Here is a 23927-nt window from a genome sequence, read left to right as displayed (position 1 = left end):
GTTCGTCTCGCGGAGACCCGCACTGAGCGAGCGAAGCGAGTCGAAGTGTCGCTCAACGACCCGCAGCCCGCGCCCACCCGGGATTCCGAAGCCGGGTCAGCGGCGCAGCAGCTTCTTCCACCGCCGCTGCACGACGATCGGCACGGGCTGGGTGACCACGGCATCCACGGTCAGCGAGCTGTTGTCCGGTCCCACGAGCGCGATGGGCGTGGTGAGCGTCGGCTCGAGGGGATCCACAGGCATCTTCGCCAGCGCGCGGTGCGCCTTCACATAGGCCGGGATCAGGATCACCACCGCGCCGACCCACGCCAGCGGGTTGCTCGCCGCGACGCCGCCGAAGCCGAAGACGGCACCGAGCACGACGGCTGCGCCGACGCGCATGAACAGTTCGACGATGCCGGTGATCGTCGGGATCATCGCCTGCCCGAGTCCCTGCAGAGCGCCGCGCAGAACGAACAGTACGCCCAGCAGCGCGTACGAAGAACCGTTGATGATGAGCATCAGGTGCGCGAGCTCGACCACCTCGTCCGACCCCTCGCCGACGAACAGCCGCACGAGGCGGGTTCCGAACGCAATGAGCACGACGCCGAGGATCACCGACGCGATGACGGCCATCCAGGTCGCCTGCTTCACGCCGGCGCGGATGCGGTCGGGCCGGCGACCGCCGAAGTTCTGCGCCACGTACATCGACACGGCGAGGCCCAGCGAGGCGAGCAGCGCCGTCGCGAGACTGTCGACGCGGCTCGCGGTCGTGTACGCCGCGACAGCCTCCGCCCCCAGCATGTTCAGCGCCACCTGCACGACCAGCGTGCCGATCGCGATGATCGAGGCCTGGAAACCCATGGGCAGGCCGAGCCGGAGATGATCGGCGATGTCGTCGCGGGTGACCTTCCAGTCCGCGCGCCGCACGTGCAGCATCGGCATCCGGCGCCTGACGAACTCGAGGCACAGCACCACCGACACCGCCTGCGACACGACGGTCGCCAGCGCGGCGCCCGCGACGCCCCAGCCCACGGGGCCGACGAGCACGATGACGAGCACGACGTTCAGCGCGCACGCGATCGTGAGGAACACCAGCGGCGTCTTCGAGTCGCCGATCGCGCGGATGATCGCGGAGAGGTAGTTGAAGAACATCGTCGCGCCGCCGCCGAGGAAGCTCACCTGCGTGAACAGCGTGGCCTCGGCGAGAAGTTCGGGTGGCGTCTGCATGAGCACCAGCACCGGCTCGGCGAGCAGTGGTCCGCCGATCGTGATGAGGATGCTGGCCGCCGCCGACAGCAGCGTGCCGGTGGCGACCGAACGCCTGACGGCCGCATGGTCCTTCGCACCGTACGCCTGCGCCGTCGGGATCGCGAACCCGCTCGTCATGCCCCAGGCGAAGCCGAGCAGCAGGAACAGCAGACTCCCGGTCGCTCCGACGGCGGCGAGCGAGTTCACGCCGAGCTCGCGGCCGACCACGATCGTGTCGACGACCTGGTAGAGCTGCTGCACGACGTTGCCGATGAGCAGCGGGACGGAGAACGACAGGATGACACGCCAGGGGCGGCCCGTGGTGAGGGAGGTGGCCATGCGGAGAAGAACTTCCGGAACGCGGGGAGGATGGGGGATCGGATGCCGGGAACGGCGAAGCGACCAGCTTATCGAATCGATTCGGCAACGGAAGACCTTCGTGAAAGAAGACGCCGCCTGCGCACCTTCGGTCTAGCGCTGAACGAGAACCGTGCCGAGGCCTGCGCCGCCGATGCCCTCTGCGCGGCGCGGGCGAGCGGGAGTCGGAGCAGCCGACTCCGGACGTTCGGGCCGGGCCGGCCGCCGGTCCAGCACCAGCCGCACGAGCGCTCCGATCACGAGCGCCGCGACCAATGCCCCGCCTGCGGCGGCGGTCGGGATCCACTGCCCGGAGAAACCCGCAGCGACGCTGAGCATCATTCCGACGATCCAGACGGCAGTCGCCCCGCCGCTCAACCCCACCGCTCCGCGCGCGAGCGCGACTCCGGCGATGATCGCGCAGAGAACGGCGATGCCCGCTCCGACGAATCCGACCGGCAGGAAGAAAGCTGCCAGTTCACGTAACGCACTCATTGACGACATATCGTCCAAACCCCCCGGTTCAGCCTCCGTATGTTCCAAAGATACGGAGCTTCCGCGGCGCCCGCATCCATCTCGAGGATGATGTTACTCAATCGGTCCCGGCGACACCCGGGTCGTGCTCCGTTCGAGGTCAGGGCTGCAGACCCGCGATCGCCGGAGAGAATCCGAGCCGCTTGTTCGCGCAGCATCCGGGTCGGCAGACATCGAACCACGGCCCCAGCGTCGTCGCGTTCGCGCGAGCCTCGACCGGCCGTCCGACGATGCGCTCCTGCACGAGATCGACGAGCGCGCCGACGAACGCCGGATGCGTGCCCGGCGTCGCGGTTCGAAGGCTCCACAGACCGAGGCGGTCCGCCGTCTCGATCGCCTCGGTGTCGAGATCCCAGATGACCTCCATGTGGTCGCTCACGAATCCGAGCGGCACGATCAGCACCGCGCTGCGGTGTTCGAGCGCCTCGAGCGCGTCGTTGATGTCTGGCTCGAGCCACGGCTGAGAAGGCGGGCCGGACCGCGACTGGTAGACGAGCTGCCACGAGACGCCCGGTGCGGCGGCGGCCATGACCTCCTCGGCGACGGCCAGGTGCTGCGCGGCGTAGCCTCCGCCGTCGACATCGGTGAACAGGCCCGCACCCGACAGCTCCGCATCCTGAGTGGGGATGCTGTGCGTGGAGAACAGCACCTCGACGTTCGATGCGTCATGCCCGGCCTGCGCCGCGGCCGCGATGCCGTCGCGCACACCCTCGATGAAGGGCTGGATGAAGCCGGGATGCGAGAAGAACTGCCTGACCTTGTCGATCTGGATGATCCCCTGCGTGCCACTCGCCTCGAGCGCGTCGGCCCAGTCCTCGCGGTACTGCCGGCACGACGAGTACGACGAGTACGCGCTGGTCGGGATCGCGATCATCCGGCGGATGCCGTCGTCCGCCGCGCTCTCGAGCGCCTCATCCAGGTACGGCGCCCAGTTGCGGTTGCCCCAGTAGACGGGCAGATCCAGGCCGGCTTCCGCGAGAGCGGCCTTCAGCCCCTGGCGAAGAAGGCGGTTCTGGTCGTTGATCGGGCTCACTCCGCCGAACCGGCGGTAATGGTGGGCGACCTCTTCCAGGCGCTCGTCCGGGATGCCGCGTCCCCGTGTCACATTGCGGAGGAAAGGCAGCACGTCGTCCTGTCCCTCCGGGCCGCCGAAACCCGACAGCAGGATCGCGTCATAGGCGACCGGTTCGACGACATGCTCCGGCCCGGACTGCGCCGCCGGGGATGCGGACGGCACCTTCGCGCCTTGCTCGAGATGCACTCCCGACGCCTTCGGGGGCTTGAGCTCGCGACGGCCGGATGCTGCGGACTCGACCGCCTCGGCGGAAGGATCGTACTGCTGCTCTGATTCGGTGCTCATGTTCCTGCCTCCTGTTGACCTGTGCTGCTGCGACCGGGGTCTGCCATCGCGACCTTCTCCCACTCGGCGATCGGACCGCTGACGACCGTGAAGCCCGGATGCGGGTCGGGGATCGGCACCCCGCGCCATCGCTCCCACACCGACGGACTGCGCCTCTCGAGCTTCGCCAGTAGGTGCGTCCATTCGTAGGCGAGCTGGCCGTCGTTCACCGGCATCGCCCGGCCGAAACCCGTCATCCGGATCTTGTCGCGTGTGAAGCGGTACCCGCGCGCATCCGCCTCGTCGACGATGGCACTGAGGTAGTCGCCGATCGCCGCACGCGGCTCGTCGGTCTCATGGAACCTTCTCAACTGCGGATGACGGGAGTAGCCCTTGCCCGGTTCGGAGATCACGGCCTGCGCGAGCAGACCCTCGCGCCAGCACGCCGTGAGCGCCTGGCGGTCGAAGTACTTCGGATGCACCGACCAGAGCCTCATGCCGCCTCCCCCGGAGTGCGCTCCGCCGTCGCACGCTCGGCCGGAGTGCGCTCGGCCGCCCGCAGGATGCTCTGCGCCATGCCGTTGAAGATCACGCCGTGGAAGGGCAGCAGCATCGCCCAGTACAACCGGCCCGTCAGCCCTTTCGGGAAGTACACGGCGCGCTGGCGGTAGAGGCTCCCGCCGTCGGCCGGCTCGACGCCGAGTTCGAGCCACCCTCGCCCCGGCATCCGCATCTCCGCTCGAAGGCGCAGTGTGCGCCCGTGCTCGACCGCCTCCACCCGCCAGACGTCGATCACGTCGCCGGTGTGCAACCGGGTCGGATGCCGGCGGCCCCGCCGCATTCCGACGCCGCCGACGAGCCGATCGATCCAGCCACGCGCGGCCCACGCCAGCGGGAAGGAATACCAGCCCTTCTCGCCGCCGATCGACTCGATCACGTCCCACACGGCTGCCGTGGAGGCGGCGGTGCGCCGCTCGCGCAGGTCGGTGAACACGGTGTGCCCTGCCCAGTCCGGATCGCTCGGGAGGGGGTCGCTCGGCGCGCCGGGCACTGTGGCGCTCTGCCAGCTCGTCTCGACCTGGCCCTCCTCCTCGCGCTTCAGCGCCAGCCGCACGGCCGTCCGGTACGGCAGCAGCCCTCCCTCTGGTGGTTCGATGTGCTCGTCGATGTCGTGCTCACTCATGACGCAGTCGTTCTGCAGCGAGGCGATGATCGGCACCGCGATCGAACGCGGAACGGGGCTCACCAGGCTCACCCACTGCGACGCGAGCCACGGCGTGAGCACCGGCAGCGCGGCGATCCCGCGCTGCGGGAGCCCCGCCTCGACCGCGTATCCGTTCATCATCTGGCCGTAGCGCAGTACATCGGGCCCTCCGATATCGAAGGTGCGGTTCAGGCCGTCCGGTAGGTCGACGGCTCGCACCAGGTATCGCAGCACGTCGCGGATGGCGATGGGCTGCACATGATTGCGCACCCAGCGGGGCGCGGGCATGTACGGCAGCACCTCGGTGAGGTGGCGGATCATCTCGAACGACGCCGACCCGGAGCCGATCACGATGCCTGCCTGGAAGACGATGGCCGGCACCTCGCTGTCGAGGAAGGTCTGGCCGACGGCGGCCCGCGACGAGAGGTGCTTCGACAGCTGCGCACCGTCGGGGTGCAAGCCGCCGAGGTAGACGATCCTGCCCACCTTCGCAGCCGTGGCAACCTCGGCGAACTGCTCTGCGTCGCGCTTCTCGGCATCCACGAAAGCCCGACCGGCACTCATCGAGTGCACCAGGTAGAACGCCGTGTCCACACCGTTCAGCGCGCGGCGGGTGGCGACGGCATCCGAGAAGTCGCCCTTGAAGACCGTGACCTGCTGCCGCCACGGCACGTCGCGCAGCTTCCATGGCGAGCGCACGTACACGCTCACCTCGTGACCTGCGGCGAGGAGCTGGGGAACGAGGCGGCCGCCGATGTATCCGGTCGCGCCGGTGACGAGCACACGGGTCATGCGAACAGTCCTCTCGTCGTGCAGAGAATGAGCAGCAGGGTGATCGCGAACCCCACGGCGTAGTTGATGAACAGGAAACGCCGCCACGCGCGGTTGACGTCTCCGGAGCGCGCGTCGTCCACGCGAAGGTACGGCGCCGCGCTGAGCAGGTACGGCAGCGCGGCGAGCGCCGCGAGGTTCGCCGGCCACGGCACGAGGAGCATGAGCACGCCGGCGACGACCCACAGCGCGAACGCGAACCAGACGGTCTTCGATGCGCCGAGCACCGTCGCGATCGACCCGATACCGGCCTCACGATCGGGCACGATGTCCTGCACGGCGCCGAACGCGTGGCTCGCCATCCCCCAGCAGAAGAACGCGATCATCGTCACGACGATCGGCGGAGTGACGTCGGTGCCGGCGAGCGCCATGGCGTACAGGGCGGGCGTCACGAAGTGCGTGCTGGAGGTGATCGAGTCGAGGAACGGAATCTCCTTGAACCGCAGGCCGCGCACGGAGTAGGCGACGACCGCGAACAGGCTCACCGCGAGCACCGCCCACGACATCGGCCGATGCGCCCCGAGGATCAGCAGTGCGATCACGAAGGGTGCGGCGAGCAGACCGGAGGCGAGCAGAGTGACGCGGTGCAGCCGAGGCGGCAGCTTCGCCCCTTCTGCTCCGCCCTTGCGGGGGTTGGCGAGGTCGGACTCGTAGTCGAAGACGTCGTTGATGCCGTACATCGCCAGGTTGTAGGGCACGAGGAAGAACAGGGTCCCGATCGCCAGCGCGACATCCACGCGTCCGGTCGTGATCAGGTAGACGGCGGCGAACGGGTAAGCCGTGTTGATCCAGCTCAACGGGCGCGAGGCCGTGAGCAGCGTGCGGCTCGTCGAGAGGATCTCAGACACCGCGGCTCTCCTCGCGGTGAGCGTTACGAGTCCGGCGGGTGCCGCCCTCGCCGCCGAGCATCTGCCACGCGCCGCTGAGCAGCAGGGCGCCGGCGATCGGGTACAGCAGATCCTCGATCGGTATCAGTCCGAGGCGCACGCCGGAGATCTGCGCGACGCCGTAGTCGAAGAAGCCGGCCGCCATCATCACGTTGTCGAAGATGACAGTGAGGACGACGAGGGATGCCGTGGCCACTGCCCAGGCCGACAGGTAGCCGGCGAACGACCCGTGTCGCCTCGCGTGCACAGCACCGAGTACGAACACCAGCAGGGCGACGACGATGAAGGGCAGCGACATGAGCAGGTAGGTCATCGGCTCCTCCGCTTCGCGTGCCGGTTCCGCAGATGCCGCAACCCGCTGAGCAGCACGAGCGTGAGGTAGCAGAGGAAGACGAGGAAGAGCAGCTCCTCGATCGGGAACTGCGGGGCGAGCAGGATGCCGGTGGCCCACCGCGAGTCGACATGACGGAACACACCAAGGCCGATGCCGACCGCATCCCAGACGGTGAAGAACGCCAGCCCGGCGAGCAGCCCGACCGCGGAGCGCGCCGGTGTGCGTGCGAACACGAGCCGGAAGCGCACATCGAGCAGGACGAGGCACGCGAGGGTCAGCAACAAGGACGCCGCGTAGACGAGATTCACGGTTCCTCCAGCGGGCCTGGGGAATGCTCGCCCCTCACGTGCTTGAGCACGAGTTCGGCGCTGATGAGGCACATGGGCAGTCCGACGCCGGGCACCGACGTCGCGCCCGTGTAGTAGAGACCGTCGACTCTGCGCGACCGCGTCACCCCGCGGAAGAAGGCGCTCTGGGCGAGGATGTGCGCGGGCCCCAGTGCGCTGCCGCGGAAGGTGTTGAACTCCGCCTCGAAGTCGGCCGGTCCGAAAGTGCGCTGCACGACGATCCTCGACTCCAGATCGTCGATACCCGCCCATGCGCCGATCTGCGCGATCGCTCTGTCGGCGACCAGGCGGACGAGCTCATCGCCTGAACCGTCCACGCCGCCGCGCCCGATCTCCGTGTCGGCCGGGAGCGGCACGAGCACGAACAGGTTCTCGTGCCCCTCGGGTGCCACGTCATCATCGGTCGCGCTCGGTTTGCACACGTACAGCGACGGCGCTTCAGGGATGCGGGTCGGCGAGCCGAAGATCGCGTCGAAGTTGTCGTGCCAGTCGTTCGAGAAGAACAGCGTGTGGTGACGCAGCTGCGGCAGGGCGCCTCGCACGCCGAGCATGACGAGCACGGCGCTGGGCCCTGAGACCTGCGCGTCCCAGCGCTTCTGCGGATACGAGCGGTCGGCTGGTTCGAGCAGGACTGTCTCGGTGTGATGCTCGTCGATCGCCGAGACGACGACGTCGGCGTAGAGCCGGTGCGCCTCGCCGTTGCGGGTGAACTCGACCGACCGCACGGCACCGTTCGCACTGGAGATCGCCCGCACATCGCTGTCGGCGAGAAGCTCGACGCCGTTCTCTCGCGCGATGTCGACGAGTGAGGTGACGAACGCGCGGAATCCTCCCCGCGGGTACTTCACGCCGTCGATGAGATCCATGTGGCTCATCAGGTGATAGAGCGCCGGAGCGTCGAACGGTGAAGTGCCGAGGAACACGGCGGGGTACGCGAGGATCTGCCGCAGCCGCAGGTCCTGGAAGCGGCGCGCGGCGAACGACCACAGCGACCGGAACAGCAGCGGCAGCACGGCGGGCGCGGCAGTCAGCACAGCTCGCGAGGTGAAATCCCGCCAGGACGAGAACGGGTTGTAGAGGAACGAGCGCACCGCCGCGCGGTACGTCTTCGTGGCGGATGCGACATACGCGCTGATCCGTCCTCCGGCGCCGCTCTCGCGGCTCTCGAAGAGAGCGGCGACGGCACGCTCGCCCGCCGGCACATCGATGGGCGCCTCCGGTTCGGCCTCCGTAGGTTCGCCGTAGATGCGATACCCCGGCTGCAGCGTCACGAGGTCGAGCTGCTCCGCGGTCGTGGTGCCCATCATCCGGTAGAAGTGCTCGAACACCTCGGGCATGAGGTACCACGACGGCCCGGTGTCGAACGTGAACCCGTCCCTCTCCCAGACGCCTGCCCGTCCGCCGAACGCACCGTTCTTCTCGAGGACCGTCACCTCGTGCCCGTCGCGTGCGAGCAGGCATGCGGTGGCCAGGCCGCTCACGCCGCCTCCGACGACGACGACCCTCTTGCCGCTCACGGACGCGCCTTCATCGCCAGGGCGCGCACCAGGATCCTGGCTTTGACAGGGTCTGGCACCCTGACTCTGGTGGTCATCAGCGCCGACGCGGGTGCCGCATCGAGGCGGTCGGTGAGCTCGCCGAACATCGCCCTGGCGGCCCAGACTGCAGGTCGGCACGCGGGGTCGAGAAGCGGGATGGCTTCATCGGCCACGCGGAGATCCTCGCGGATGGACGTGACAGCCTCGGACTTGGATGCCTCGGTGAGTGCCGGTGCAGGGCTCGTCGGAGCCACGGCCGGGAGATAGGTGCGTCCGAGATCGTCGTGATCGCCAGCGAAGTCGCGCAGGAAGTTGACCTTCTGAAACGCCGCTCCGAGGCGGCGAGCGCCCTCCCGCAGCCGCGCGCGGTCGCGGTCGTCACGCACTGTTCCGGCCTCGAAGACCGCGAGGCACATGAGACCGACGACCTCGGCAGACCCGTGGATGTAGTCGTCGAGCTCTGCTTCATCGAACACGGTCGCGTCGAGATCCCTGCGCATCGAGGCGAAGAACGGCGCGCACAGCCTCATCCCGATCCCGTGCTCACGGGCGGTCATCGCGAAAGCGTGGACGACGAGGTTCGTGCTGTAGCCCAGCCGGATGCCGCGCTCCGTCTCGGCCTCCAGATCATCAAGCAACGCCGCCCGCATCTCGCGGTCGACGCCCGCGCTCTCGGCGGGACCGTCGACGAGTTCATCCGTGATGCGCACGAGTGCGTAGACACGGGCGATGTGATCGCGCATCCCGCTGGGAAGAAGGCGACTGGCCCACCCGAACGACGTCGAATAGCGACGGATGACGACGCGTGAACTGGCGTTCGCGGTCGAGGTGTAGAGAGCGAGGTCGGTCGAGTTCATGACGTCCGCGCACCGCAGGTCGAGACGAGGTCGACCAGCTGATCGACCATGGGAGCGGGAAGCTGCGAATCGCGGATCAGCCGGTGCACCTCCGCGCAGCGTTCGGAGATGAGCGACTCGACGAACAGCGGTGCGCCTGACTCCTCGATGACGCGCCGAAGACTCTCACCCTCCGAGGCGCTCATCCCTTCGTCGCCGAAGTACGGTGCGACCGTGGCCCAGGCCGGGTCCGAGCGCGCGTAGGAAACGAGAAGAGTCTCTTTTCCCTCGCGCAGATCGCCGAACGTGGACTTCCCCGTCTCGCGCTCGTCACCGAACACCCCGAGCACGTCGTCGCGGAGCTGGTAGATCACGCCGATGCGACGAGCGATCACCGTGAGCTGTTCGAGAACGGCCGGCGGTGCGCCGGCGAGCACCGCAGCGAGCATGAGCGGCGCCTGGAACGAGTAGGCTGCGGTCTTCCGATCGGCCATGGCCAGCACATCGTCGGCAGTTGCGGATTCGAGCCGCAGGCTGAGCCACACGTCCTGGTGCTCACCCGCCGCGCTCTCGAAGACCGTCTCGTCGAAGATGTCGAGCGCGGCCCGCCGACGCGGCTCGTCCACGTCGAGCCCTGCGAGCACGGAATGCGCCAGGGTGAGCATGAGGTCGCCGGCGAGGAGGGCTGACGCCTCTCCCCAGGAGTGCGCCTCCCGTCTCGGCGCACCGCGCAGCAGCGCCTCGGATGCGAATCGTCCGGTGATGTTCATCTCGCCGCGGCGGACCAGATCCCGATCGATCACGTCGTCGTGGATCACGAGCGCGACATGCAGCAGCTCGATCGCGCAGGCGGCGTCCACAGCCGCGCGCTCTTCGGTGCCGCCGAGCGCCGCGTGCGCATCCAGCAGCAGTCGGGGACGCACCTTCTTGCCGCCCGACGCCATGCGCTCGAGCGCATCCCACAGTTGCGCGTACGGCGCGGAGAACGCCCGAGAGCGTTCCCTCCTGTGAGCGAGGATCTCCGTGAGCCTCGCATCGAACATGGCGGTGACATCATCGACACCGACGGCGGGATCACGCATTCTCGCCCTCCCCCTTCCCAGGCAGATGCGGCAGCACCTGCGGAAGATGCTCCACGAGCCAGGGGCTGAAGGCCCAGGGGGTGGCTGCAGCCGCGAGCGCCAGGTCGGATGCCGTCGTCCACTGCGCCTCGGCGACCTCATCGGGATTCGGAGACAGGGCGGAGGCAGCGGTGGCGATGAACACCGGGCAGTACTCGTTCTCCTGGATGCCGGAGGCGTCGCGGGCGATATAGCCGAAATCCGGTGCAACGCATTCGATCATGTCAACCTCGAGGCCGAGTTCGAACGCGGCGCGGCGCCGGACGGCATCCTCCAGGCTCTCGCCGGGGGCGGGATGACCGCAGAACGAATTCGTCCACACGCCGGGCCAGGTCTGCTTCGTCAGAGCGCGTCTGGTGACGAGAACGCGTCCATCGCCGTCGACGACGTGACAGGAGAACGCAAGATGCCGGGGCGTCGTGGGCCCGTGCGTCGTCGCCTTGCTCTGCGTACCGATCGGGGCGCCCGCATCGTCGACCAGAACGACCATCTCCACTGCATCCACCCCATTTCGTTAGCTAAGTGAGAGTTCAACTTATCACGAGAAATGTATGCTGAGACAGTGGCAGACCACGAAGTCCCTCAGGAGTCGGGCGTGCGCTATTTCTCGCGCGACTCAGACCTGGTCGACAGCTCGAACCTGACAGAGGCCGACATCGACCAGTGCGTCAGGGTCATGGAGGCTCTGCGTGGCTGGCAGGAGGCTGCCCGCACGCTCTCGGAGGCGTCCAAGCGCTACATGAAACTCAACGAGAGCGACATGCGCGCGATCCGGATGATCATCAGGTCGCAGCAGCAGGGGCGGCTCGTCACTCCCAAGGACATCGCTCACGAGGTGGGCATCTCCAGTGCATCGACGACGAAGCTGGTCGATCGGCTCGTGGCAGGAGGTCACCTCTTGCGCACCCAGCATCCGAGCGACCGTCGCACACTCTGCATCGAGGTCACCGAATCCACCCGGATCTCCGCTCACGAGACGATCGGGCGCCAGCACGCACGCCGGTTCGCCGCCGCCGCGGCGATGTCGCCAGGTGACCGCGAGGCGGTCATCCGCTTCCTCACGGCGCTCAGCGATGCGGACGAGCCTCAGGGCGAGCTCGCCTGAGTCACGTCCGAGCCGCACCGCAGCCCGAGTGCCATGATGGAAGCGTGGCCGCCCCTCTCGCTGAACTGACCCGGATGCCGAATCCACAGCTCGTTTATGCCGCCGACGGCACGCGGCTCGCGACATACACCTGGGGCGACATCGACGCTCCGGTCGTCGTCATCGTGCACGGCTTCGCCTCCAATGCGCGAGACAACTGGGTCCTCACCGGATGGGTGCGCGACCTGACGGGCGCCGGGTACCGCGTCCTCGCGCTCGACCAGCGCGGCCACGGAGCGAGCGACAAGCCGCACGAGGCCGCGGCGTACGCCATCCGCACGCTCGCGATCGACGTCGAAACCGTCATGGACGTCTACCTCGTCGAGGAGGCGTTCTACGTCGGCTACTCGCTCGGCGCGAGGGTCGGATGGGAGGTCGTCCGTGATCTTCCGCAGCGGATCACCCGCGCCGTGCTCGGCGGCGTTCCGGACGGCATCCCGCTCGAACGGCTCGACATCGGCCAGGTGCGCGCGTATGCCGACCACGGTGAGCCGGTTCAGGACCAGACGACCAGGAACTACATCGCCTTGACCGAGCGCGTCTCGGGCAACGATCTGCACTCGCTACTGGCACTGGCCGGAGGCATGCGGCAGACGCGCACTGTCGACCCCGACCCGTCGAACGCACCGACCCGCCCGATCCTGTTCGCAACAGGATCGAAGGATGCCATCATCGAGGGCTCCCGCGCCCTGGCGGATGCTGCGCCGCACGGGCGGTTCTTCGAGATCCCGGATCGCAACCACTTCAATGCGCCGGGTTCCCGCGCGTTCAAGGATGCGGCGCTGGAGTTCATCGGCGAAGCCGCGGACTGACCTCGACACTGCGCAGTCGCCTCTGCCTCAGCATCCGGTCTACGCTCGGATCATGACCACTGTGATCCCCGCCATCGTCGCGCCCTCCGCCACCGAGCCGCTCTTTCTCGGCACGATCGAACGCCGCGACGTCGGACCTGAGGACGTGCGCATCGACATCCGCTGGGCGGGGATCTGCCACTCCGACATCCACACGGTGCAGGGCGACTGGGGCGCGCAGCAGTACCCGCTGACGGTGGGCCACGAGATCGCCGGCACGGTGGCAGAGGTCGGCTCCGACGTGACGAAGTTCGCGGTCGGCGACCGCGTGGGTGTCGGGTGCCTTGTCAACTCCTGCGGCGAGTGTGAGAACTGCGCGGCAGGCAGCGAGCAGCACTGCCTGAAGGGTGCGATCGGCACTTATGGCGCCACTGACGTCGACGGCACGATCACGCAGGGCGGCTACTCCACCGGCATCGTCGTCACCGAGGACTTCGTACTGCGGCTGCCGGAGGCGATCCCCTACGAGAAGGCCGCGCCTCTGCTGTGCGCCGGCATCACCACATATTCGCCGCTGCGGCACTGGAACGCCGGTCCCGGCAAGCGGGTCGCCGTGGTCGGCCTCGGCGGGCTGGGCCACATGGCGGTCAAGATTGCGCACGCCATGGGTGCCGAGGTCACCGTGCTGTCCCGTTCGCTGAGCAAGAAGGACGATGCGCTCGCGCTCGGCGCCGACCACTACTTCGCCACCGAGGCCCCTGAGACGTTCCGTTCGCTGCGCTCGAGCTTCGACCTGATCATCAACTCCGTCTCAGCGGCCATCGACATCAACGCGTACCTGAAGCTGCTGGCGATGGACGGCACACTCGTGAACGTGGGCGCACCCGCCGAGCCCATGGCGGTGAGCGTCGGCACGCTCATCGGCGGACGCCGCTCGTTCGCAGGGTCCAACATCGGCGGCATCGCGGAGACCCAGGAGATGCTCGACTTCTGCGCCGAGCACGGCATCGCCCCGGAGATCGAGATCACTTCTGCCGATCAGGTCAATGAGGCATGGGCCAGGGTGCTGGCATCCGACGTGCGCTACCGCTTCGTGATCGACATCGAGACGCTGACGGCCTGACGCGCCCCTGCTCGCCCAGCGTCCCGGACGTATACGCGAAGATGGTGTGATGACCGTTCCCATCAGCATCAAACGCCGTGTCCGGATGCCTACCGCGGTCCGGAGACAGCAGATCATCGACGTCTCGACGTCGGTCATCGCCGAACGCGGATACTGGGGTCTGTCGCTGCAGGATGTCGCCGACTCGTGCGGGCTCACCGTCAACGGCGTTCTGCATCACTTCGGCTCGAAGGACGGTCTACTCGTCGCCGTACTCGATCATCGAGACAGGGTCGACGCCATCGCGCTCTTCGAGATCCTCGGCATCGAGATCCCCTCCGGGGCGTCGACGCTCGACGATCTCAGCGATGTCATCGTCAATACCCACTTGGATCTTTCGACGGTGTGCCGTGCGATCGTCGAGCGCAACGGCCTTCAACCTGAGATCGTCCGCCTGTACAGCGTGCTCGAAGCCGAGTCGATGAGCCCCGAACACCCGGCGCACGACTACTTCACCACCCGCCAGCAGAGCACCCTCGCAGCTTTCGCACGCCTCATCCCGCAGGCCGACGATGCGCATGCGATCGCCCGCCACCTGCTCGCCGTGATGGACGGCCTGCAGCTTCAGTGGCTTCATGAACCGGAGTCCGATCTGCTCGCACTCTGGGACGCCGTCGCCGCCGGCATCCCCGCGCTGCGCTGAAGTCTCTGTTCAGTCGCAGATTCGACCTGTTGCGCTGCACCACGATCGTGCTATCTTTACCGCGTACCTCGTAAGTATGAAGTAATAGTCTGAGGAGACGCAGATGTCATCCACACCATTCGACGCCGCCGTCCGGGCAGTCCGAGACGGGGCCGATGCCGCCGTCGAAGCGGTCGCACTGTACGCGCAGCATTCATCCGAAGAGCGCCTTTGGCTGCTCGATGGCGACGATCCTTTCTGGGAGGGACAGAGCGTCATGATGCAGGAGGGGTACAACGTGCACCCCATCGTGCACGGTTCGATCCCGAGACTGGGGATCCCGGGTCTCCGCTTCAGCGACGGCCCCCGTGGTGTCGTCGTGGGCAAGTCGACCGCCTTCCCCGTCTCCATGTCGCGCGGCGCCACCTGGGACACCGAACTCGAGCAGCGGATCGGCGAGGCGATCGGCGCCGAAGTCGCAGCCCAGGGCGGCAACTTCTTCGCAGGGGTCTGCATCAACCTGCTCCGCCATCCCGCGTGGGGCCGCGCTCAGGAGACCTACGGCGAAGACTCACTCCTGCTCGGGGAGATGGGATCCGCCCTCACCCGCGGCGTGCAGAAGCATGTCATGGCCTGCGTCAAGCACTACGCACTCAACTCGATGGAGAACGCCCGCCTGAAGGTCGATGTCACAGCCGATGATGCGACCCTCCACGAGGTGTACCTGCCGCACTTCCGTCGCGTGATCGAGGAAGGCGTCGCCGGTGTGATGTCGGCCTACAATTCCGTAAACGGAGAATGGGCCGGGCAGAACAAGCAATTGCTGACGGATATCCTGCGCGAGCGCTGGAACTTCAAGGGCGTCACCGTATCCGACTTCGTGTTCGGCCTGCGCGATGCCGCTCTCAGCCTCGAAGCCGGACTCGATGTGGAGGAGCCGTTCCGGCAGATCCGCGCCGAGCACCTCGAAACCGCTCTCGCAGACGGATCCGCCAGCTGGGCTGCAGTCGAGCGTGCCGGACTTCGCATCATCGCAACCCAGCTTCGCTTCGCCGCCGCACTGCCGGACGAGGTGCCATCCCGCGACGTCATCGCAAGCCCCGCGCACACGGCTCTCGCACGGGAAGCCGCCGCGCGCGGCGCCGTGCTTCTGCGCAACGAACCGGTCGAAGGCACGCCGGTTCTTCCGCTGAATGGCACGCAGATCCGTCGGCTGGCCGTCATCGGCCGCCTCGCCGACCTCGCCAACACCGGAGACCATGGTTCGTCCGATGTCCGCTCCCCCTATGTCGTCACGGCTCTCGAGGGCCTGACGTCCGCGCTGCCCGACGCCGAGATCGTGTACGTCCCGGACGATGACGCCGACGCTGCGGCGCGAGCAGCCGCGGACTGCGATGCGGCTGTGATCGTCGCGGGCTACACGGCCGACGACGAGGGCGAATGGGCCGATCCCGATGCGTTCGGCGCAGAACTCACTGCGCTGTTCCCGCCGCATCCGGACGGCGACGTCGCGATCGCATCCATGGCCGGCGCCGAGGCGATGGCCGGCGGCGGCGACCGCGAACGGCTCACCCTCCGGCCGGTCGACGAGGAGATCATCCGCGCCGTCGGCTCGGCCAATGCCCGCACGGTCGTCGTGATCGTGGCCGCCGGCGCGGTTATCACCGAATCCTGGAAGTCCAGCGTCCCCGGCATCCTGATGGGCTGGTACGCCGGGATGGAAGGCGGTAACGGACTGGCGGATGTGCTCCTCGGTGCCGCAGATCCTTCCGGGCGCCTGCCGTTCGCCATCCCCACCAGCGAAGACCACCTGCCGTACTTCGACCGGCATGCCACCGAGATCACCTACGATCGCTGGCACGGGCAGCGGCTGCTCGATCGCCTCGGCGTACCCGCCGCGTTCCCATTCGGGTTCGGGCTGTCGTACACGCAGTTCTCCCTCTCGGATGCTGCGGCAGAGTTCACAGGAGACGAGACGGCACGGGTCACCGTCGCACTGGAGAACACAGGTTCACGCGCCGGTCGCCACGTCGTGCAGGTGTATGCCCACCGCCCACAGGTCGGCGACCGCGTGCTGCTCGGCTTCACACCCGTCGCGCTCGAGACTGGAGAACGACGCGTGATCACGGTCCCGCTCTCACTCCGTCCGCTCGCCGTATGGTCACCGGAGGCCGACAGACTGATCACTCCGAACGGAGCGATCAGTCTTGAGGTGGCCTCTTTCGCCGGCGATCGCGATGCAGTCGACACCACTCTCGAACTGCCGGCCCCGGCGCTCGTCTGCCCCCGGACAGGGTCTCTCCCTGACGCAGGCGCTTGACGGCGCTCCCACCTCATGGCCCGCACTGTTCGGTCGCGGGTCGCAGCACCTTGAAAGGACGATGATGTCTTCCATTCCTGCAACACCCCTCGCAAGCGCCACCGCACCGGCGCCTGCTGACAACCCTCGATCCCCGATCCGGCTGGCGATCGCGATCATCCTCGGCAATCTGCTCTGGCTCGCCCCGTTCATCGCCGGGATCGGTGTCCTGCTGCCGGCCCGCCTGGAGCTGATCGCGCCCGATGAGAAGGTCGCAGCCATCGCCATGCTGTCGATGGTCGGCTCGGTCGTCGCGCTGGTGGCGAACATCGTGTTCGGCGCGCTGTCGGACCGGACCAGGTCGCGCCTCGGCCGGCGCACTCCGTGGATACTGCTCGGCTCCGCAGCGTGCGCTCTCTCCCTCTTCGCCCTCTCCGTCGTCGACTCCGTCGTCGCTCTCGTCGCGCTGTGGTGCGTCTTCCAGTTCTTCCTCAATGCGATCGTCGCTCCGCTGATCGCGATCATCCCGGACCGCGTGCCGGAGAAGAGACGGGGAACGTTCTCCGCCATCTACGGTGTCGGCAGCACGATCGGCGCCGGCGCTGCGGGGATCGTGGCAGCGCGCTTCCTCGGCGACACCGGAACCGGCTTCATCGTGTTCGGCGTCGTCGTGCTCCTCGCCGGCCCCGTGGTCGCCCTCATCGCACCGGATCGCTCGAACAAGGACGAACCTAAGCCTCCGTTCGACCGCGCCGCGATCCTGCACTCGTTCTCGTTCCCGCGCAAGGGCGCACGCGACTTCTACTTCGCACTCGTCGGAAAACTTCTGTTCGTTCTCGCGATGTACTCGATCACCGGATACCAGCTCTACATCCTCACCGACCACTTCGCGCTTCCCATGATCGCTGCGGCCGGTATGCTCGCGGCGATCGCCGGGATCCAGACCGTCGGGTCGCTGATCGCGGGCGTCATCGCGGGACCGCTGTCCGACCGCATCGGGCGCCGGAAGGCGCCGGTCGCCGCGGCATCCATCATCCTGGTGATCGCTCTGCTGGTCCCCGCGCTCTGGCACGACAGCTCGTCGATGATCGTGTTCGCCGTGCTCGGCCTCGGGCTCGCATTCGGCGTGTTCAACTCGGTCGACCAGGCGCTGAACTACGCCGTCCTGCCCGACCCGGCCACCGCCGCGAAGGATCTCGGAATCCTCAACATGGCGACCACCGGAGGGCAGATCCTCGGTCCCGTGGTGATGTCCGTGGCCGTGACGACCCTCGGCGGATACGGAGCGGGTTTCTATCTCGCCGCGGGAATCGCAGTGTTCTCCGCGATAACGATCATGATGATCCGCGGCACGCGCTGACACCGGCAGAATCCGTTCAGCGCACGTGACGCCGAAAACGGTGCGAGACACCCGCTCGACGAGTGCGTCTCCTACCGTTTCCGGCGTGCGTACAGGCTCAGATAAATCCTGACGCTCGGTCTCGGCCTCCCAAACGGGTCTTCGGCCGCGATCGCGGTGACCGCCTCGGCGGGCCTGAGGCGTCGACGTCGGCAATCGTGTCGCGGGAGATCTGCTCCTGCTCGTTGACACTCGTCGTCAAACCGGTTTACACTTTCGTCAAACCGGTTCACACGCGCCTCTATGCGCGTCCTCCGGTCGCAGCTACGAGGAGGTGGCATGAGCCGCACGACGATCGCCGATGTCGCTCGCGAAGCCGGCGTCACGAAAGCGACGGTCTCGCATGCCCTCAGCGGCAACCGGCCGATCTCGGACGAGACCCGCAGCAAGGTGCTCGCGGCAGCGGAACGCCTCAACTGGGTGCCGAGTCAGAGCGCGAGAGCGCTGGCGACCAGTCGAGCCAACGCGATCGCGGTGGTTCTCGCCCGTGACCCTGAGGTCATCGCCAACGACTCGTTCTTCCCCGCATTCATCGCCGGAGTCGAATCCGTACTGGCGCCGACTGAGACCGCGCTCATCCTTCAGGTCGTCCCCGACCGCGCGGCAGAGGAACGCGCCTATCGGGCGCTCAGTCGCGGTCGGGCGGACGGAGCGCTCCTGCTCGATCTCCGCACGGACGACTGGCGGGTCCCGCTTCTGGCCGAACTGAACCTGCCGACCGTGCTGGTCGGCGCCTACGACCAGCCGAGTGGCTTCTCATGCGTCCGCACCGACGATGCCGCTCCCGTGCGTGAGATCGTCGCAAAGCTCCGCACCGACGGTCACGAGCGCATCGCCCACGTCTCCGGGCCGCTCGACTACGTGCACTCGAAGGCGCGCGCGGACGCATACGTCGATGCCATCGGCGGCGGTTCGCTGCTCCGCGAAGGGGACTTCACCGCCTCGAGCGGCCGCGCTCTGACCGCCGAGCTGCTGGCGCTGCCTGACCGTCCGTCCGCCATCCTGTACTCGAACGACACCATGGCGATCGCCGGTCTGTCCTACGCCCGCTCACAGGGTCTCTCCGTTCCGCGCGATCTCGCTATCTCCGGATTCGACGATGATCATCTGTCTGCTCATCTCTCCCCGGCGCTGACGAGCGTCTCGTCCGATCCCGCCGCGCGAGGTCGCGCGGCGGCCCGCCTCCTGCGGGAAGGCATCCTCGGCGCGGAGCCGCGCACGGAGCTCGTCGACTGCAACGTCGTTCATTTCCGCGAGAGCACCGAATCCACAGCATCCACACCCGCACCACCCGAAGTGTCAAGGAGGACACCATGAAGAAGACACGCGCAGCAGCAGTCATCGCCGCCGTCGCACTCGTCGCCACCGGATGTTCGTCCGGAGGCGGAGGAGGCGGCGAGGGCGGAGCCGAAGGCACCGGACCCATCGACGTCTGGCTGTCCAACAACGAGCAGGAGGTCGCATGGGGCACCGCCGTCGTCGAGGCCTGGAACGCCGAGCATCCGGACGAGAAGGTGACGGCGCAGGAGATCCCGGCAGGGTCCTCCTCTGAGGAGGCCATCACCGCCGCGATCACCGCAGGCACCGCCCCCTGCCTCGTCTACAACGTCGCGCCGGCGGCCGTCTCAGGCTGGGTCAAGCAGGGCGGACTCGTCGACCTCAGTTCGATCGAGGGCGGCAGCGACTACATCAGCGAGCGGGGTGGGGACGTCGAGTCCTACGCGAGCGACGGCAGCTTCTACCAGCTGCCGTGGAAGTCGAACCCGGTCATGGTCATGTACAACAAGGCGCTGTTCGAAGCCGCGGGCATCGACCCCGAGGATCCGCAGATGAACACGTACGATGCCTTCCTCGAGGGCTCGCGCGCGATCGTGGATTCCGGTGTGCAGAGCGCCATCTGGCCGGCGCCGACGAGCGAGTTCTTCCAGCCGTGGTTCGACTTCTACCCGCTGTACCTCGCCGAGACCGACGGCACGATGCTCGTCGAAGACGGCAAGTCCACCTTCGATTCGGACGAAGGACGCGCCGTCGCCGAGTTCTGGAAGACGTTCTACGACGAGAAGCTCTCGCCCAACGAGGCATCCACCGACGACGCGATGTCGGCCGGGACCACGGCGATGCAGCTCGCAGGCCCATGGGCGATCCCGTCGTATGCCGAGACCGTCGACGTGGGCTTCATGCCGGTTCCGACGAGCGACGGCCGTGAGAGCCCGACGACGTTCGCCGACTCCAAGAGCGTGTCGATGTTCACCGCCTGCGAGAACCAGGCCACGGCGTGGGAGTTCCTCAAGTTCTCCACGAGCGTCGACAGCGACGGACAGCTCCTCGAGCTCACCGGGCAGATGCCGATGCGCACCGACCTCACTGGCACATACGGCGACTACTTCGAGGCGAACCCGAACTATGTCGCGTTCGCTGAGCAGGCCGAGGCGACGGCCGACGTGCCCAGCATCCCCAACTCTGTGGAGGCATGGCAGGCCTTCCGCGACGAGTACTCCGCAGCGGTGATCTTCGGCAAGGAGTCGATCGACGACTTCCTCAGCACCGCGACCTCGAAGATCGACGAACTCGTCGCCGAGTGACCTGATGACCGACAAGCGGCGGCTGCGCACCCGATTGCTGGGTGCGCAGCCGATCGGTGGCCTCTTCTCGCTGCCGTACTTCGTCTTCGTGATCGCGATCTTCGCGTATCCACTCGCGTTCGCGGTCTACATTGCGTTCCACGATTACTTCTTCACCGCACCCAACGTCGAAGTCGATCGGCCGTTCGTCGGGTTCGACAACTTCGTCACCGTGCTCACCGATCCGCGGGTGCTCGGGTCCTTCCGCAACACCCTGGTCTTCCTGGTCATAAACGTGCCGCTGACCGCCGTGCTCTCACTCGTGCTCGCGGCGGCGCTGAACACCGGCATCCGCTGGGTGGCCGCCTACCGGGTCGCGTTCTATGTGCCGTATCTGACGGCGAGCGTCTCGCTCGTCGGCGTCTGGATGCTGCTGTTCTCGGGCAACGGCCTGATCAACACCATCCTCGGTCCGCTCGCCCCCGAACCGTCCTGGCTCGTGAACAGCGGGCTGGCGATGCCGATGATCGCGCTCTACGTGACGTGGAAGCAGCTGGGCTTCTACATCCTGCTGTACCTCGCCGCTCTCCAGAACGTGCCGAAGGAGCTCTACGAATCGGCGGAGACCGACGGAGCCGGCGCCTTCAAGCGATTCCTGCACGTGACAGTGCCCGGCGTGCGCAGCGCCACCACGCTCGTGCTGATCCTGTCGATCATCACCGGCGCCAACCTGTTCACAGAGCCGTACCTGCTGACCAACGGCGGCGGCCCGGACGGGGCATCGTCCACGCCCGTGCTGCTCATCTACCAACTGGGTATCCAGCAGCAGAACCCGGACACGGCGGCCGCGATCGGCATGATCCTGGTGATCCTGGTCGGGATGCTGTCACTGGCCGCCAACCGCGCGACGAGGGAGAGATGATGAGACGCAGAAGTAAGATCCCTCGCATCCTGAGCATCATCCTGCTCACGATCGCAGCGATCGGGTTCGCCTTCCCGTTCTACTTCATGATCGTCGGCGCATTCCAGGAGAGCCCGACGAACGCCCCTGACGAGCTCTTCCCGACCAGCGGGTGGACCGTCGACAACTTCATCGCGATCGACTCGCGGATCGACCTGGCGGGATCGTTGCTGAACTCGCTGATCTTCACGGCGGGCGTACTGCTGGGCACCGTGGTGTTCGGCCTCCTGGCCGGATACGCGATCGCACGCCTCGACTTCCGCGGCCGCGGTGTGATCTGGGTGCTGATGCTGCTCGTCCAGATGGTGCCGTTCCAGTTGCTCATGATCCCGCTCTACGTGCAGATCACCCGCAACTACGGCCTCGGCGACTCCTACATGGGCATGATCCTGCCGTTCCTCATCAATACGACGGCGGTGTTCATCTTCGTGCAGTTCTTCAAGGCGCTGCCGGTGGAGATCTTCGAAGCGGCGCGGATCGACGGTGCAGGTGAGATCCGGCTGCTGACGTCAGTGGCGATCCCGCTCATCCGCCCCGTGCTGGTGACCGTCGTCCTCGTCACGTTCATCGGCCCGTGGAACGAGTTCCTCTGGCCGTTCCTCATCACGAAGGATGCCTCGCTTCAGCCGCTCGCGGTGTCGCTGGCGAACTACATCAGCAACGTCGCGCAGTCCACTGCCAACCCGAACGGGGCGATCCTCGCCGGCGCCACGGCGCTCGCGTTCCCCGTCGTGATCCTGTTCATCGTCTTCCAGAGGTTCTTCAGAGCCACCGACCTCGGCGCAGCCGTCAAGGGCTGATCAAGCACTGTCTAGCCAGAAAGGGCATCCATGTTCACCGGAGCCACCTTCCCCCTCGGCCCGTTCACCCCGTTCGAGGGAAACCCCATCCTGCGTCCGCGCGGCGACAGCTGGGAATCGTCCAACCTCTACAACCCGGCCGCGCTCGTCGACGCCGGCGAGGTCGTGCTGCTCTACCGTGCGCATGCCGACGACATCGTGTCGCACATCGGCATGGCCCGATCCGGGGATGGCGTGAACTTCACGCGCGAGGATGCGCCGATCCTCTCCCCCTCCGAGGACTACGAGCGCTTCGGGTGCGAGGATCCGCGGATCGCGCTGATCGACGGGACCTACTACCTCACCTACACCGGCTGGGATCGCCACAGCGCACAGTTGTGCCTCGCGACGTCGACGGACCTGCGCACCTGGACCAAGCACGGTCCGCTGTTCGAGGGCTTCGACACGTTCAAGACGATGGATCCACGCGGGTTCAACTGGTCGAAGGCCGGCGTGATCGTGCCGGTGAAGATGCACGGCAAGTGGTGGATGTACTTCGGCGAGGGCGCGATCTACTGGGCGACCAGCGACGATCTGATCCACTGGACGCCAGGCACCGCCGACACCGATCCGATGTACTCCCCGACTCCCGGCACATGGGACGAGGCCCTGGTCGAGATCGGCACCTCGCCCGTGCTGGCCGACAACGGACTGCTGGTCTTCCTCACCAACGGTGCGACGCGCACGGTCAATGACGACGGCTCGGTCGACGTCGACTACCGATGCGGCCAGATCGCCATCGACCCCGATGAGCCGACGAAGGTGATCGCCCGGCTTCAGGAACCATGGCTGCGTCCGCAGACGTTCGAGGACACCAACGGTCTCGTCTCGAACGTGACGTTCGTGGAGGGGCTGGTGAAGTTCAAGGATCGATGGTTCGCGTACTACGGCCAGTCCGACACGACTCTGGCCGTCGCGATCCACGACCCGGCTCAGCCGTGGGGGCGTGCGCTGCGCACGGCGTGAGGCCGGTCGCGCGGGGTGAGGCCGGTCAGGCGCTCGCGGCCTGTTCGCGCTTCGGCAGCACCCATCCCGCGCGCGGGAAATGGCAGGTGTACCCGTTCGGGTATGTGATCAGATAGTCCTGGTGCTCGGGTTCGGCCTCCCAGAACGGACCTTCCGGCTCGATCGTCGTGACCGCCTTGGCCGGCCACAGCCCGGATGCATCGACGTCGGCGATCGTCTCACGGGCGATCTGCTCCTGCTCGGGGCTCAACGGGAAGATCGCCGAACGGTAGCTCGTGCCGATGTCGTTGCCCTGACGGTTCAGCGTCGAGGGGTCGTGGATCTGGAAGAAGAACGCGAGGACGTCGCGGTACGTCGTCTTCGTGGGATCGAACACGACCTCCAGGGCTTCGGCGTGACCGGGGTGATTGCGGTAGGTCGCGTAGGCGTTCTCGCCGCCGGTGTAGCCGACTCTGGTGTCGAGCACGCCGGGCTGGCGACGGACGAGGTCTTCCATGCCCCAGAAGCATCCGCCGGCGAGGACCGCCGTCTCGGTGCCTGGTGTGCGGGTGATGGTTCCGGTATCGGTCATGATGGACCCTCCTCGGGTGATGATCTGTCACCCCTTGAGAACAGTCTCACCGCT

The 23927-nt window shown here is 67.2% G+C and carries 24 protein-coding genes and 1 pseudogene; 11 read left to right on the top strand and 14 right to left on the bottom strand.

The window, feature by feature from the left end; all coding sequences use genetic code 11:
• Positions 1–96: 96 nt before the first annotated feature.
• From JF52_RS0107750 to idi, 13 genes and pseudogenes are all read right to left on the bottom strand, one after another.
• Entirely contained in the window at positions 97–1569 is a 1473-nt protein-coding gene (locus tag JF52_RS0107750) for an MATE family efflux transporter (RefSeq protein ID WP_033105681.1), read from the bottom strand.
• 132 nt (positions 1570–1701) lie between these two features.
• Positions 1702–2082: a hypothetical protein gene (locus JF52_RS0107745; RefSeq protein ID WP_033105680.1), complete on the bottom strand. Its 381-nt coding sequence runs from the start codon at positions 2080–2082 to the stop codon at positions 1702–1704.
• Positions 2083–2221: 139 nt separating this feature from the next.
• Positions 2222–3481, bottom strand: coding sequence for a ferrochelatase (locus JF52_RS0107740; RefSeq protein WP_052166835.1), 1260 nt, complete (start codon positions 3479–3481; stop codon positions 2222–2224).
• The gene (locus JF52_RS0107735; protein WP_033105679.1) at positions 3478–3957 is read right to left on the bottom strand and encodes a pyrimidine dimer DNA glycosylase/endonuclease V; all 480 of its coding nucleotides are present in this window, start codon (positions 3955–3957) and stop codon (positions 3478–3480) included. The genes JF52_RS0107740 and JF52_RS0107735 overlap by 4 nt, the downstream gene beginning before the upstream one ends.
• Positions 3954–5456: an SDR family oxidoreductase gene (locus JF52_RS0107730; protein WP_033105678.1), complete on the bottom strand. Its 1503-nt coding sequence runs from the start codon at positions 5454–5456 to the stop codon at positions 3954–3956. Before JF52_RS0107730 ends, JF52_RS0107735 begins: the two co-directional genes overlap by 4 nt.
• Positions 5453–6343 carry a prenyltransferase gene (locus tag JF52_RS0107725; RefSeq protein ID WP_152594840.1) on the bottom strand — a complete coding sequence of 297 codons (891 nt, stop codon included), beginning with the start codon at positions 6341–6343 and terminating at the stop codon, positions 5453–5455. Before JF52_RS0107725 ends, JF52_RS0107730 begins: the two co-directional genes overlap by 4 nt.
• Positions 6336–6695, bottom strand: coding sequence for a lycopene cyclase domain-containing protein (locus JF52_RS0107720; protein WP_033105677.1), 360 nt, complete (start codon positions 6693–6695; stop codon positions 6336–6338). Before JF52_RS0107720 ends, JF52_RS0107725 begins: the two co-directional genes overlap by 8 nt.
• On the bottom strand, positions 6692–7024 hold the full coding sequence (locus JF52_RS0107715) for a lycopene cyclase domain-containing protein (RefSeq protein WP_033105676.1): 333 nt from the start codon (positions 7022–7024) through the stop codon (positions 6692–6694). Before JF52_RS0107715 ends, JF52_RS0107720 begins: the two co-directional genes overlap by 4 nt.
• Entirely contained in the window at positions 7021–8544 is a 1524-nt protein-coding gene (gene crtI / locus JF52_RS0107710) for a phytoene desaturase family protein (RefSeq protein ID WP_327036968.1), read from the bottom strand. The genes JF52_RS0107715 and crtI overlap by 4 nt, the downstream gene beginning before the upstream one ends.
• Positions 8533–8604, bottom strand: a pseudogene (locus JF52_RS17950) (hypothetical protein); the annotation flags it as partial. The gene crtI and the pseudogene JF52_RS17950, both read right to left, overlap by 12 nt.
• On the bottom strand, positions 8577–9458 hold the full coding sequence (locus JF52_RS0107705) for a phytoene/squalene synthase family protein (protein WP_033105674.1): 882 nt from the start codon (positions 9456–9458) through the stop codon (positions 8577–8579). The pseudogene JF52_RS17950 and the gene JF52_RS0107705, both read right to left, overlap by 28 nt.
• Positions 9455–10519, bottom strand: a complete 1065-nt coding sequence (locus tag JF52_RS0107700) for a polyprenyl synthetase family protein (protein WP_033105673.1) — start codon at positions 10517–10519, stop codon at positions 9455–9457. The genes JF52_RS0107705 and JF52_RS0107700 overlap by 4 nt, the downstream gene beginning before the upstream one ends.
• On the bottom strand, positions 10512–11048 hold the full coding sequence (gene idi / locus JF52_RS0107695; protein WP_033106457.1) for an isopentenyl-diphosphate Delta-isomerase: 537 nt from the start codon (positions 11046–11048) through the stop codon (positions 10512–10514). Before idi ends, JF52_RS0107700 begins: the two co-directional genes overlap by 8 nt.
• A 72-nt stretch (positions 11049–11120) precedes the next feature.
• On the opposite strand from idi, the gene JF52_RS0107690 reads away from it, so the two are divergent.
• The 11 genes from JF52_RS0107690 to JF52_RS0107640 all read left to right on the top strand — a co-directional run bounded on the left by JF52_RS0107690 (position 11121) and on the right by JF52_RS0107640 (position 23302).
• Entirely contained in the window at positions 11121–11663 is a 543-nt protein-coding gene (locus tag JF52_RS0107690; RefSeq protein ID WP_234001036.1) for a MarR family winged helix-turn-helix transcriptional regulator, read from the top strand.
• 44 nt (positions 11664–11707) lie between these two features.
• A complete protein-coding gene (locus tag JF52_RS0107685; RefSeq protein ID WP_033105671.1) occupies positions 11708–12514 on the top strand; it encodes an alpha/beta fold hydrolase in 807 nt (268 codons plus the stop codon).
• Positions 12515–12566: 52 nt separating this feature from the next.
• Entirely contained in the window at positions 12567–13616 is a 1050-nt protein-coding gene (locus JF52_RS0107680) for an NAD(P)-dependent alcohol dehydrogenase (protein ID WP_033106456.1), read from the top strand.
• A 49-nt stretch (positions 13617–13665) separates the two neighbouring features.
• Positions 13666–14298 carry a TetR/AcrR family transcriptional regulator gene (locus tag JF52_RS0107675; RefSeq protein ID WP_033105670.1) on the top strand — a complete coding sequence of 211 codons (633 nt, stop codon included), beginning with the start codon at positions 13666–13668 and terminating at the stop codon, positions 14296–14298.
• Positions 14299–14401: 103 nt separating this feature from the next.
• Positions 14402–16597, top strand: coding sequence for a beta-glucosidase family protein (locus JF52_RS0107670; protein WP_052166834.1), 2196 nt, complete (start codon positions 14402–14404; stop codon positions 16595–16597).
• A gap of 64 nt (positions 16598–16661) precedes the next feature.
• Positions 16662–17936, top strand: coding sequence for an MFS transporter (locus JF52_RS0107665; protein ID WP_160175045.1), 1275 nt, complete (start codon positions 16662–16664; stop codon positions 17934–17936).
• A gap of 318 nt (positions 17937–18254) precedes the next feature.
• Entirely contained in the window at positions 18255–19292 is a 1038-nt protein-coding gene (locus JF52_RS0107660; RefSeq protein WP_033105669.1) for a LacI family DNA-binding transcriptional regulator, read from the top strand.
• Complete coding sequence (locus JF52_RS0107655; protein WP_033105668.1) at positions 19289–20557, top strand: extracellular solute-binding protein; 1269 nt, start codon at positions 19289–19291, stop codon at positions 20555–20557. The genes JF52_RS0107660 and JF52_RS0107655 overlap by 4 nt, the downstream gene beginning before the upstream one ends.
• A 4-nt stretch (positions 20558–20561) precedes the next feature.
• Positions 20562–21458 (top strand): carbohydrate ABC transporter permease, encoded by an 897-nt coding sequence (locus JF52_RS0107650; RefSeq protein WP_033105667.1) that lies wholly within the window; start codon positions 20562–20564, stop codon positions 21456–21458.
• Complete coding sequence (locus JF52_RS0107645; RefSeq protein ID WP_084595682.1) at positions 21455–22297, top strand: carbohydrate ABC transporter permease; 843 nt, start codon at positions 21455–21457, stop codon at positions 22295–22297. Before JF52_RS0107650 ends, JF52_RS0107645 begins: the two co-directional genes overlap by 4 nt.
• Positions 22298–22327: 30 nt before the next feature.
• Positions 22328–23302: a glycoside hydrolase family 130 protein gene (locus tag JF52_RS0107640; RefSeq protein ID WP_033105666.1), complete on the top strand. Its 975-nt coding sequence runs from the start codon at positions 22328–22330 to the stop codon at positions 23300–23302.
• Between the two features lie 25 nt (positions 23303–23327).
• Here the strand turns inward: JF52_RS0107640 and msrA are convergent, their stop codons facing one another.
• Complete coding sequence (gene msrA / locus JF52_RS0107635) at positions 23328–23873, bottom strand: peptide-methionine (S)-S-oxide reductase MsrA (protein WP_084595680.1); 546 nt, start codon at positions 23871–23873, stop codon at positions 23328–23330.
• Between the last annotated feature and the right edge of the window lie 54 nt (positions 23874–23927).

It is taken from the genome of Microbacterium profundi (assembly GCF_000763375.1).
In the GTDB taxonomy this organism is placed as follows: Bacteria; Actinomycetota; Actinomycetes; order Actinomycetales; family Microbacteriaceae; genus Microbacterium; species Microbacterium profundi.
Note: the sequence above shows the minus strand (reverse complement) of the source record. Positions and strands in the feature narration are given on the sequence as shown.